Genomic DNA, 12,420 nt, shown 5'->3' with positions numbered 1-12,420 from the left:
GAATGGTGATTAAATAATGGTGATGGTTAAACGCCTTGCTTTAAGCTGGCTTCAATGAATGGATCTAAGTCGCCGTCTAAAACTTTTTGCGTATTGGATATTTCTACGTTGGTTCGAAGATCTTTGATACGACTTTGATCTAGAACATACGATCTGATCTGGTGACCCCAGCCCACATCGCTCTTGGTGGCTTCTAGCTTGTCTTGCTCTGCCTGGCGTTTACGTAACTCATGTTCGTAAAGGCGAGACTTCAACATAGACATGGCTTCAGCACGGTTTTTATGTTGGCTTCGATCGTTTTGACACTGCACCACAATGCCGGTTGGTACGTGAGTCAAGCGAACCGCTGAGTCTGTTTTGTTGATGTGCTGTCCACCAGCGCCAGAGGCACGGTAGGTATCCGTACGAATATCAGCTGGATTGATGTCAATCTCAATAGAGTCATCAACTTCAGGGTAAACGAACACACTCGTGAATGAAGTATGACGTCCATTAGCTGAGTCAAAAGGTGATTTGCGCACCAGGCGATGCACGCCAGTCTCTGTTCTTAAATGGCCGTAAGCGTATTCACCATCAATTTTGATTGTGGCGCTTTTAATACCAGCCACATCGCCGTCAGAAACTTCCAGGACTTCAGCTTTAAAGCCTTTGCGCTCACAGTAACGAAGGTATTGGCGCAATAACATGCTGGCCCAGTCGCAAGCCTCAGTTCCGCCAGCACCTGATTGAATATCAATGAAGCATGAGCTCGGATCCATTGGATTGCTGAACATGCGTCGGAACTCAAGTCCTTCGACTTGCTGGCGCATGCCATCGGTATCAGTTTGAATCGATAGGATTGTTTCGAAGTCACCTTCCTCTTTTGCCATTTCAAATAACTCTTGGCTTGAGGTGATGTTGTCCGTCAGAAAATTAATAGTGCCTACGACACCATCTAAAAGTTTTTTTTCTTTACCCAGGGCTTGGGCTTGCTTAGGATCATCCCAAATTTTGGGATCTTCAAGGGTTTGATTAACTTCGACTAAACGTTCTGCTTTGTTGTCGACGTCAAAGATACCTCCGAAGCTCAATCGTACGAGTACGCAGGTCTTCGAGGGTGTTACTGATGAGATTTAATTGTTCGGCTTCCATGGTCGGCAATTATAAAGGGTCATCGAGAGCTTCTATGTGTAATTGAGCTCTGGCAACACCCTGATAATGGTCCGTAACGACTCGATAGGCCAATTTGGCTGGGTTTGGCAGGGTCGCATTTCTGGAAAACCAAATGCCGTTGAAGGCTTTTGGATGGCTTGAACCATTGGAATTAATGGCTTTTAACTGAACTCTGAGGTGTTTTTCTTGAATCAGGGTTTGAGTCAATACTTCAAACTCGCCCACAAATACTGGGGCCGGGAATCCTTGACCCCAAACTTCATTAGCAAGAATGGTGCCAAGCTCTGGGTCAATGAATTCTGGATCGAGTCTGCCATCGTGAGCCAGTTGTCGTTGGAGTACTTCTGGGGTCATCAAGCTTTGAGCCACTTCTTCAAAGCAAGCTTTAAATTCCTCAAAAGAATCTTCTTCAATCGTCAATCCTGCAGCCATGGCATGGCCGCCAAACTTCAAAATAAGATTCGGATGCTTTTTAGAAACCAAATCCAAGGCATCTCTCAAATGAAATCCTTGTATCGATCTTCCTGAGCCTTTAAGAACTGCTTGTCCAGATTCTTCACCTGGAGCAAAAATCAGGGTGGGGCGGTGGAATTTTTCTTTTAATCTTGATGCAACGATGCCAATCACGCCTTGATGCCATGTTTCATTGGCCATGCATAAAGTGGCCTGGTCACCAACTTGTATATCTACTAAGCTGGCCAAAGCAGTTTCTTGCATACCCGCTTCAATGGTTCGACGTTCACGATTCATGCGATCAAGTTCGTGCGCTAATCTCAATGCATCCTCTGGCGAGTCTGAAAGCAAACATTGGATGCCCAATGACATGTCAGCCAATCTGCCAGCAGCATTCAGGCGAGGACCCAAGGTGAATCCAAGGTCAAATGAGCTCGCACGATTGGGATCTTTTCCGGCAGCTATATATAGAGCCCGAATACCTGCTTGCATTTGCCCACTTTTAATTCTCTTGATGCCGTTGGCAACCAAAATACGGTTATTTCTATCCAGAGATGCAACATCCGCAACAGTGCCAAGTGCTACTAAATCTAAAAGATTTTCTAGGCGTGGTTGAGTTTCTGCCGAGAACGCTCCTCGAGCACGAAACTCAGCGCGCAATGCAATCAATAAATAAAACATCACACCAACCCCGGCGAGTGCTTTACTAGGGAAAGTGCAATCAGGTTGATTGGGATTCACAATCCAAGCGGCTTTTGGTAATTGATCGGCAGGTAAGTGATGATCTGTGACCAATACTTCAATACCCAATTGCTGGGCTCTTTCAACGCCGGCAACGCTGGCGATGCCGTTATCAACGGTGATCAAAATGTCTGGTTTTTCAGAAAGGCTGGCAACTAGATCTACGACCTCTGGTGTCAAGCCATACCCCAAGGTGAAGCGATTAGGAACAAAGTAATCAATATTGATGTTCCAAGGTGCACCAAGAGCTTTTAAACCTTTGAGGCCGACGGCGCACGCAGTTGCTCCATCGCAATCATAGTCAGCCACAATCAGTAATTTTTTACCTGCCTCTATTGCATCAGCCAAGTATTTCGCTGCTGATTCACAATTTTTAAGCTGTGCAGGTGGGATCAGGTTTTTAAGTTCGAGTAAAAGTTCTTCTGGTTTTTCAACGCCTCGAGCAGCAAACAATTTTGCCAATACTGGATGAGTACCACTTTGCTCAAGCCAAGCGGCACTTTTTTCTGAATATTGGCGCTCTTTGAATTGAATGGTCATGAGCGAAGCATATCCTGAAGTGATCCGACGACTGGTTTTTTCCAAAGGGCAAAACCTTTTTTAGGCAGCTGTTCAATGGTGATCGTTCGAGATCTTTCTTGGCCTTCTGGAAAGTCAATCAATTCAATTGCTTTGATTTGATGATTGATCAAGGCTTCATTTGCCTTTTGCCAAACAGTGCTCAACTCCGGATCAGAGGCTGATAGCAATGAGATCGTGTCAGCCAAACTCAATTCATTCAGTGAAGTGGTGTGAGGCTTGTTCAGGTGAGATGCTAGCAAGTTCAGGCATCCATCAGAACTGTGCCAGTGCTTGGCCTGTAAGAGCCTCTCATTTGGTTCAATGTCAGCCAGTTTGCCATTGCCGCTGATCCACACAGAGTTGATGCTGAGCATGCCTTCAGCTTGTCTTGCTTCATTGACTGGGTGGTTGAACCAAATCATCTGAATCTCGTTTTGCCATTTGCGCCATTGTCGAGCGACACCTTCTTGGCTTGTATCGGATGGCATCCAATGATCAATGTTGCGACCCTCTGCTTGAGCAGTACTGACGGTTGATAAATTTTGAAGTGCAGGCGATTCAATGAACCATTTATGAGGCTTGCTTCGATGAGTGATAGAACTCATTTCCGCAAAAATATCTTTCACTGATTCAAATAGAGCATCAGCCTCTGATGCTTTGATATCTAATATTTGAGTGCTCGTTAAAACCAAGTGATCTCTGGCTGCATGAATATGAATAGGCTCAATGCGAGCAATGCATGTATTTGGGTTAACGGTTACGCCTTGCGATTGGAGTTCCAATGGCGCACTGGCAGTCTGCTTACCCAGTAAAAACTTCTCATAGGGCAGGCCACGATCAAAATATTCTTGATCTTGGCTGTCGGCAATAACGAGGGTGTATTTCATAACCTTGATTTTAGGTGGCATTTAGACCTTCTGTCCAAGAGCAAGCTAAACTCTTTCATATGAATATTTGGCCGATTGAACTCGAAATCGCATGGCGCTATACCAACGCCAGGAGAAAAGGCGGAAAAAACAAGGAAACAGGCTCTAAAGACGGGTTTTTGTCATTTATATCGTCTGTATCAATGTTGGGTATTGCCTTGGGAGTGGCGGCTCTGATTGTGGTTCTATCGGTTATGAACGGCTTCCAAAAGGAAGTTCGTGATCGGATGCTGTCTGTTTTATCTCATGTGGAGATCCATGCTCCGACAGGATTGGGTGACTGGCAGCCTTTATTGGCCAAAGTTCAAGAAAATAAACGCGTGACAGGTGCTGCACCGATGATCATGTCTCAAGCATTGATCAGTCGAAGTGATGTGATGCGCGGAGTGGCACTTCGAGGCATTGACCCTGAATTAGAGGGCAAGGTATCTGATATTCCAAAACACTTTATTCAAGGGCAAATCAGTGCTTTAAAGCCTGGTGAATTTGGTTTGGCCTTAGGTGCGGAGTTAGCTGGAATCTTAGGTGTGCAATTGGGTGACCGCATCACCATCATGGTTCCTGAAGGGGATATTAATCCCGCAGGTATGACACCTCGGATGAGGGCCTTTAAGTTGATTGGCATCATCGATAGCGGCCATTATGAATTTGATAGCACTTTGGCTGTGGTTCACTGGAAAGATGCTGCCGCATTATTGCGATTGGATGGCCCGTCAGGTTTGCGTCTGAAATTAGATGATATGCAGCAAGCCGCAAAGGTGGCAGACCAACTTTCTGTGCAGCTGCCTGGTTTGTGGGTCAAAGATTGGACAAGACAAAATAAAAATTGGTTTGCAGCTGTACAAACTGAAAAACGCATGATGTTCATCATTCTTACCTTGATCATTGCAGTGGCCGCGTTTAACTTGGTCTCTACACTGGTGATGACAGTGACTGATAAGCGTGGTGACATCGCCATTCTTCGCACCATGGGTGCCAGTGCTGGAATGATTCAAAGAATTTTCTTTGCTCAAGGCTTCATGATTGGTGCCATCGGCACTTTGGGTGGAATCATTTTGGGCTTGCTGATTTCATTGAACATCGATGTGATTGTGCCTAGCTTGGAAGCAATCTTCCGTGTTCAATTTTTACCTCGTGACATTTACTTTATTTCTAGTCTGCCTTCCGATGTGCGAAGCAGTGATGTGATCACCGTGGGTTTGATGGCATTCATCCTTTCTCTTTTGGCAACGCTTTATCCAAGTTGGAGAGCAGCCAAAATTCAACCGGCTCAGGCCTTGCGTTATGAGTGAGGGACTGAATATGAATATGTCTTTAGTTGCTAAAAACATTTCCAAAACTTATGGAGAGGGTGACTTGGCTGTGCAAGTCCTCCATGACATCAGTTTGGAGCTTGCGGTTGGCGAAAAGTTAGCCATTGTTGGAGCCTCGGGATCTGGCAAGAGTACTTTATTGCATCTTTTAGGTGGCTTGGACCATGCCAGTCAAGGTGAGGTCATCTTGGCAGGACAGTCTTTGACTCGTCTTTCTGAGGCTGAGCTGAATAAGTTGCGCAATCAACATTTGGGATTCATATACCAATTCCATCATCTTTTGGCTGAGTTCAGCGCTTTGGATAACGTGGCCATGCCATTGCGTATCAGAGGCATTGATAACGATGAAGCCAGAGCTGTGGCCAAAGAGATGCTCACAAAAGTAGGTTTGTCTCATCGGATGGATCACCGTCCAGCCGCTCTATCGGGTGGTGAGCGTCAGCGTGTAGCCGTTGCTAGAGCTTTGGTGACCAAGCCAAGCTGTGTTTTGGCAGATGAACCTACCGGAAACTTAGATGCTGAAACAGCTGACACTGTTTTTGATTTAATGTTAGATGTTGCCAAAAGTCAGGGCACAGCATTTGTGATTGTGACCCATGATCCATTGCGTGCAGCAAGATGTGATCGTGTTTTACGTTTGGATCATGGCGTATTGAAAGCTCATTAACGTGGCCTTGTGTTTAGATACCCATTGCCATCTTGATGCCGATGAGTTTGGTCATGATCGTGATGCAGTGATTCATCGTGCAGCGCAATCAGGAGTCAACGGCGTGTTGTTACCAGCCGTGCGCGCAAAAGATCATTTGTCTGTAAAAAATCTGACTCATCAAGCTGCTCAATTGATGCCTGCAAGCTGTTACACACTGGGCATTCATCCAATCTTCACACCCGAGGCAAAAGAATCAGATTTAGAAGTTTTAAGACACTCAGTGATTGAAGCGTTGGACGATCCTCGGTTTGTTGGAATCGGAGAAATTGGCTTGGATTATTTTTTGCCTGATTTAGATGCCAACCATCAGGCATTCTTTTTTGAGAAGCAACTCGATCTTGCTGAAGAATTTAATCTTCCAGTGATTTTGCATGTGCGCCGCTCTCAAGATGCCATTTTAAAAGCTTTGAAACCGAGAAAGATCATCGGTGGCATCGCGCATGCATTCAATGGCAGCTTTCAGCAAGCTGAGCATTTCATCAAGTTAAATTTTGTGGTGGGTTTTGGGGGAGCAATGACATTCCCCAGAGCTTTACAAATTCGACGCTTGGCTAAAGATTTGCCTTTTGAAAGTATCGTCCTCGAAACTGATGCGCCAGATATTCCGCCTGCTTGGTTGGCAAAACAAGTAAGCCATCGTAATGAGCCTGCAGAGTTGCCGCAAATTTCCTCAATTCTTGCAGAAATTCGTTCCACATCCATCAGTCAAACACAGACCATCTGTGCCAACAACGCCTTGCGCGTGATTCCTCGCTGGGCAACATTGCTTGCTCAGTTGCCTCTCTCTAAAGACTAGATAACTTGCGCTTTTTATTAACGGCATTCATTGCCGGGGAATCTCTTTTACTTTTTTTGCCGCAGTTGCCCAAAAGCGATGTGTGGATGAAGCTCGGTCTATTCATAGTTTGTTTACTGATCTCGATCTATCTGATCAGTTATTTAAAGATGACTGCTATGCCCAAACTAAGACTTTGTTTATGCGCGCTTGCTCTGTTTTTATTGGGATTTTCTTGGTCTGCTTATTTGACTCATACACGATTGAGCAATGATTTACCGCCAGAGTTAGAGGGTGTCCCATTGTTGGTGACTGGAGTGGTTGATGGCTTACCTCACCAAGGTGATCAGTCCTTGAGATTTTCATTAAAAGTGGAAGAGGCGATTCATGAAGATGAATCAATCAACATTGATCTAAAAGAATTTCCTAATCGACTCTCCTTGGGCTGGTATCCAGGTTGGCGGGGAGAGGGAGTCTTGCCAGATATTCAACCTGGCCAGCGCTGGCGTTTACCAGTCGTTCTTAAAAGAGCTCATGGCCTCATGAATCCGCATGGATTTGATTTTGAGCGTTGGATGTTTCAACAAGATTTAGGTGCCACTGGTTCTGTGAAGGCATCTGCAAAAGGTTTGCCAAGGTCCTGGAAGCCGAGTCTCTTAGATGACTTCCATTTGAGCTTTACAACATTTGTTGAATTAACTCGTTGGCATTTGCGTGAGCGTATCAAGCGATCAGCACCTGAAGAAGCTCCTTATGTTGGAGTATTAATTGCTCTGGTGATGGGTGAACAAAATGCAATTCCTCAAGATGATTGGCGTGTCTTCAATGCAACTGGCATTGGTCACTTGATTTCTATTTCTGGTTTACACGTCACGATGTTGGCTGGTATGGGTGCTGCCTTGGCCAATCGTTTGTGGCGTCGTCGCTCATTGCCCATGTTGTGCGCGACTCAAAAAGTATCAGCATTGAGTGGTTTCTTGGTTGCTCTGATTTATACCTGGCTGGCAGGTTTTCAGATTCCTGCTCAAAGAACCATGTACATGGTCGGGGTGGTGGCTGTCGCTTTGTGGACGGGCCGAATCACGCGAGCATTTGATATTTGGTGGTGGGCTTTATTCGTGGTTTTGTTCTTAGATCCTTGGGCGGCCTATACGCCGGGATTCTGGCTATCATTTGGCGCTGTGGCTGCGATTTTGTTTGCCATGCCTGGCCAAGACGGCATGTCTGAATATGGTTACAGCCGATCACAAAAATGGTGGCAGTCATTCAAAGAGGCTACTCGGGTGCAAGCCGTTGTCACGATTGCTTTATTACCTTTAACTCTTTATTGGTTTTCGCAGTTCTCTGTGGTTTCTCCTTTGGCGAATGCATTCGCTATTCCATTGGTGAGTTTTATTGTTACGCCGTTTGCCATGTTGGGTGCTGTATTGCCTTCGCCCATCAGTGATGGATGTTTATGGATCGCACATTCATGCATGGAATTGGTGGCTTGGTTTTTAAAACCAATGTCATCATGGTTTTGGTCTGTTGCTTATTTACCGCAACCAAGCCTTTTATTTTTTGTGATTTCTACAGCAGGAATCATTTATGCGATCAGGCCCGGTCCATTGGCATTGACTTATAAAAGTCGACTGATGGGGTTGTGCTGTTGCTTGCCTTTACTTTGGCCGAAGTTTCCCGATGTGGCTGTTGGAGACTTCAAGGTCACAGTTTTAGATATTGGACAGGGCACTGCTGTTTTAGTTGAAACGAACAGCAAACGTTTGCTTTATGACACTGGCCCAAAAACATCCCCTCAGTCAGATGCTGGAGAAAGAAACGTTTTGCCATTCTTGAGGGGTGAGGGTATTTCATTCATCGATCGAATGGTCATCAGTCATAAAGACACTGATCATGTTGGCGGCGCCTTGAGTCTGATGAAAAGCATCACCTTTGGTGATTTATTGGGAACCTTGCCGGAATGGCATTTCTTAGTTGATAAGGTCAAGAATTCTCAGATACCAGCTTTGCCATGCCAAGCGGGTCAAAGCTGGCGTTGGGATGGCGTCCTATTCAAGGTTTGGCATCCAGGCCCTGAGATGACATTTGCCAGCGTGCACCATTCTGGGAAGCCCAATGCACTAAGTTGTGTCATTGAGGTAAGCAATGGGCATTACTCATTTTGGTTAACGGGGGATGTTGAGCGAGGGGGTGAGGCAATCATCGCCAATGAATATAAGCCTTCCAATGGATTGGCATCTATTTTGCTTATACCGCACCATGGTAGTGCTACTTCTTCTTCTGAAATATTTCTTGATGCGATCAAGCCGCAATGGGCAGTTGCTCAGGCTGGATATCGGAATCGGTACCGCCACCCCAATAAGAAAGTGGTGGAGAGATACGTTGAGCGTGAAATTCCAATTCTTGAAACTGTTCACACAGGCGCTCAAATCTGGGAATTTAAAGGAAAGCACTGGTCTAGAAAGGATTGGCGTGAATCGCAACGTCGATCATGGCATCAATAGTGATTCATTTAGAAGTTGGAGTAAAGCAATATGGTGAAAGAAAAAGAACATAAATTACCTTTTGATGAAATGTCACTGGATGGTGTTCAAAGAAATTTTAAGGATGCTCAATTCTCCAGGACTCACTACCAGCAATTTTCACAATGGTTGAGTGGGCAGGGCGATCAATATCTGCAAGCCAGACGTGAAGAGGCAGATTTGATGTTTCGTCGTGTTGGTATCACTTTTGCAGTCTATGGCGAAAGTGCTGGCACTGAAAGAACCATTCCTTTTGATATTGTCCCTAGAATCTTTCCGGCTTCAGAGTGGAGTCGAATGGAAGCTGGTTTGCGTCAGCGCGTGACGGCTTTGAATATGTTTTTACATGATGTTTACCATGAGCAACACATTTTAAAAGCAGGGGTGATACCAAAAGAGCAGGTATTGAACAATGCTCAATACAGGCCAGAGATGGTGGGTGTGCATGTGCCCATGAATATTTATGCGCACATTGCTGGCATTGATATTGTGAGGGCCACTCATGGAGAAAATGTTGGTGAGCTTTTTGTTTTAGAAGATAACTTGCGAGTTCCTTCTGGTGTTTCTTACATGCTAGAAAACCGTAAGATGATGATGCGCCTGTTCCCTGAGTTATTTGCCCAGCATCGAGTAGCCCCAGTCGCTCACTATCCAGATTTACTATTGGACACCTTGCGTCAGGCAGCACCCGATCACAACAGCAACCCAACCGTGGTAGTGCTGACTCCAGGCATGTACAACTCAGCATATTTTGAGCATGCATTTTTGGCTCAGCAAATGGGCGTTGAATTGGTTGAAGGTAAGGATCTTTTTGTACAAAAAGAAATCCTCTACATGAGAACCACCCAAGGGCCTAAAAAAGTAGATGTGATCTATCGTCGAGTCGATGATGACTTTTTGGATCCAGAAGTCTTCAGAGCAGATTCTTCTTTGGGTGTCTATGGTTTATTAAGAGCCTATAAGGCGGGCAACGTTGCTATTTGTAATGCGATTGGCACGGGGGTTGCTGACGATAAATCTATCTACCCTTATGTGCCCGACATGATTCGCTTTTACTTGGACGAAGAACCCTTGCTTTCAAATGTCCCAACTTACATGTGTCGTAAACCATCTGAGCTGAGCTATGTATTGGAGAACATGGCAGATTTGGTTGTGAAGGAAGTTCATGGGGCAGGTGGTTATGGAATGCTGGTTGGACCTGCTTCAACAAAAGCTGAAATCGCTGACTTCAAAGACAAAGTAAAGGCAAATCCTCATGGATATATCGCTCAACCAACATTGGCGCTGTCGACATGTCCCACCTATGTTGAATCAGGTATAGCGCCTCGTCATATTGATTTAAGACCTTTTGTCTTGTCTGGAAAAGAAGTTCGGATGGCACCAGGTGGGTTGACCAGAGTAGCTCTTAAAGAAGGTTCATTGGTCGTCAATTCATCGCAAGGTGGCGGCACCAAAGACACCTGGGTTTTGGAACATTAAAAATAAAAAGGAGATAGTCAATGTTATCTAGAACAGCCGATCATCTTTATTGGATGTCACGTTACACAGAAAGAGCAGAAAACACTGCTCGGATGTTGGACGTCAACTATCAGATGTCTCTATTGCCTCAATCAGCCGAAGTTGCAGAACAAGCCTGGAGATCTTTATTGGAGATTTCAGAGTTGACCGCATCTTTTGATGCTAACTATGTATTGATGTCACCCAGCGATGTGATTCGCTTCATGGTGAGTGACATGAATAATCCATCCTCGATCATGTGCTGTCTGCAAGCTGCCCGTGAAAATGCAAGAGTGGTCAGAGGGTCGATGACCACTGAATTATGGGAAACAATCAATACCACGTGGTTGGATGCGCAAAAGATGATGCGTGAAGGCATTTTGGATAAAGCACCATCCGAGTTTTTTGAATGGGTGAAGTTTCGCTCCCACCAAACCAGGGGGGTTCAGCACGGCACGATGATTCGTGATGAGGTATTTCATTTCATTCGTTTGGGCACGTTCCTTGAGAGAGCAGACAACACCGCCCGTTTACTTGATGTGAAATCACTGACTGCTGAAAACATGCGCGACCAGGGTCATGACTCTGTCGATGACTTCTACTATTGGGCTGCGATATTGAGATCTGTGTCGGCATTTGAAATTTATCGAAAAGTTTATCGAGATGTCATCACGCCTGATCGCGTTGCTGAGCTATTGGTCCTGCGCTCTGATATGCCAAGATCTTTGTCAGCCTGTATGGGGGAGGTCGTGGACTTATTGACCAAGCTTAAAAATTCACAATCGAGCAAGACAATTACTCAAGCCAGAAATTTGATGGCGGAATTAAGAGACTCTCGGATTGATGAAATCTTAGATCAAGGCTTGCATTCATTTCTCACCAATTTCTTGGAGCGCGTGAACGCTGTTGGCAGCGGCATCAGTCGGGATTTTTTATTGCCAATGGACGAGTTGGCAGCTTAATGAGCGTGTCATTCTGAGATTTGATTTATTAAATTAATAACTAAAAGGTTTTATGACGTATTGCATTGCGATTAGATTGGACGAGGGGCTTGTTTTTTTATCTGACAGCAGGACGAACGCTGGAGTGGATGCGGTTTCTAGCTTTAGAAAAATGGCTATCTTCAAAAAAGATGGCGATCGTGTGATGGTCTTGATGTCTGCTGGCAATTTGGCCATTACTCAGGCAGTCAGACATTATCTGAATCACCCCGAAGATGATGGCCCCAGCATTTGGAATGCCTCAACGATGTTTGAAGCAGCACAGGTCTTGGGTGACATTGTTCGCAAGGTGCGGGACAGGGATGCTGAAGAGTTACAAAAATCAGGCATTGAATTTAATATTCATTTGATTTTTGGGGGTCAAATCAAGGGGCAGCCACATTCTATTTATCAGGTTTATGCCGCTGGAAACTTTATCGAAGCAACGGTTGAGACACCTTATTTCCAAATTGGCGAAGCGAAGTATGGCAAACCAATCCTGGATCGTGTAATCACTCAAGAAACACCTTTGAAGGAAGCTGCAAAGTGTGCATTGATTTCTATGGACTCAACCATCAAATCAAATATCTCTGTAGGATTGCCTCTGGATTTGCTTATTTATCCAAAAGACGATTTAAAAACCGACCACCTCTTGGTCATTGATGAAAAAAACGAATATTTCAAAATGATTCATGAAACTTGGGGAAAAAGACTGCGTCAAATCTTCTCGGAAATTGAAGACCCAGTCTGGTAAAGGCTCTCTGGCATAAAAATAACCTTCAGGATGAAAT

Annotated in this window: 9 protein-coding genes and 1 pseudogene; 7 read left to right on the top strand and 3 right to left on the bottom strand. The window is 45.0% G+C overall.

Features of this window, described 5'->3' with window-relative positions; genetic code table 11:
* Nucleotides 1-26: 26 nt before the first annotated feature.
* From prfB to ICE88_RS00785, 3 genes are all read right to left on the bottom strand, one after another.
* A protein-coding gene (gene prfB / locus ICE88_RS00795; RefSeq protein WP_143744033.1) for a peptide chain release factor 2 occupies nt 27-1,131 on the bottom strand; the annotation gives its coding sequence in 2 pieces (ribosomal slippage) (nt 27-1,049 and nt 1,051-1,131; 1,104 coding nt in all).
* Between the two features lie 9 nt (nt 1,132-1,140).
* Entirely contained in the window at nt 1,141-2,886 is a 1,746-nt protein-coding gene (gene recJ, locus ICE88_RS00790) for a single-stranded-DNA-specific exonuclease RecJ (RefSeq protein ID WP_216248454.1), read from the bottom strand.
* Nucleotides 2,883-3,794 carry a hypothetical protein gene (locus ICE88_RS00785; RefSeq protein ID WP_216248452.1) on the bottom strand — a complete coding sequence of 304 codons (912 nt, stop codon included), beginning with the start codon at nt 3,792-3,794 and terminating at the stop codon, nt 2,883-2,885. Before ICE88_RS00785 ends, recJ begins: the two co-directional genes overlap by 4 nt.
* A 59-nt stretch (nt 3,795-3,853) precedes the next feature.
* Between ICE88_RS00785 and ICE88_RS00780 the strand changes: the two genes are divergently transcribed.
* From ICE88_RS00780 to ICE88_RS00750, 7 genes and pseudogenes are all read left to right on the top strand, one after another.
* The gene (locus ICE88_RS00780) at nt 3,854-5,125 is read left to right on the top strand and encodes a lipoprotein-releasing ABC transporter permease subunit (RefSeq protein WP_216248450.1); all 1,272 of its coding nucleotides are present in this window, start codon (nt 3,854-3,856) and stop codon (nt 5,123-5,125) included.
* A gap of 10 nt (nt 5,126-5,135) precedes the next feature.
* Complete coding sequence (lolD, locus tag ICE88_RS00775; protein WP_255535147.1) at nt 5,136-5,813, top strand: lipoprotein-releasing ABC transporter ATP-binding protein LolD; 678 nt, start codon at nt 5,136-5,138, stop codon at nt 5,811-5,813.
* A gap of 7 nt (nt 5,814-5,820) precedes the next feature.
* Nucleotides 5,821-6,651, top strand: coding sequence for a TatD family hydrolase (locus ICE88_RS00770; protein WP_216251679.1), 831 nt, complete (start codon nt 5,821-5,823; stop codon nt 6,649-6,651).
* 86 nt (nt 6,652-6,737) lie between these two features.
* The gene (locus tag ICE88_RS00765; protein WP_255535287.1) at nt 6,738-9,134 is read left to right on the top strand and encodes a DNA internalization-related competence protein ComEC/Rec2; all 2,397 of its coding nucleotides are present in this window, start codon (nt 6,738-6,740) and stop codon (nt 9,132-9,134) included.
* A 69-nt stretch (nt 9,135-9,203) separates the two neighbouring features.
* Nucleotides 9,204-10,631, top strand: a complete 1,428-nt coding sequence (locus ICE88_RS00760; RefSeq protein WP_255535286.1) for a circularly permuted type 2 ATP-grasp protein — start codon at nt 9,204-9,206, stop codon at nt 10,629-10,631.
* 20 nt (nt 10,632-10,651) lie between these two features.
* Nucleotides 10,652-11,611 (top strand): alpha-E domain-containing protein, encoded by a 960-nt coding sequence (locus ICE88_RS00755; protein ID WP_216248442.1) that lies wholly within the window; start codon nt 10,652-10,654, stop codon nt 11,609-11,611.
* Nucleotides 11,612-11,663: 52 nt separating this feature from the next.
* Nucleotides 11,664-12,380: pseudogene (locus ICE88_RS00750) on the top strand (peptidase); the annotation flags it as partial.
* Between the last annotated feature and the right edge of the window lie 40 nt (nt 12,381-12,420).

The organism is Polynucleobacter sp. AM-26B4 (genome assembly GCF_018882285.1).
Taxonomy (GTDB): Bacteria; Pseudomonadota; Gammaproteobacteria; order Burkholderiales; family Burkholderiaceae; genus Polynucleobacter.
The sequence above is the reverse complement of the archived record's forward strand: the minus strand, read 5'-3'. Positions and strand labels throughout refer to the sequence as shown.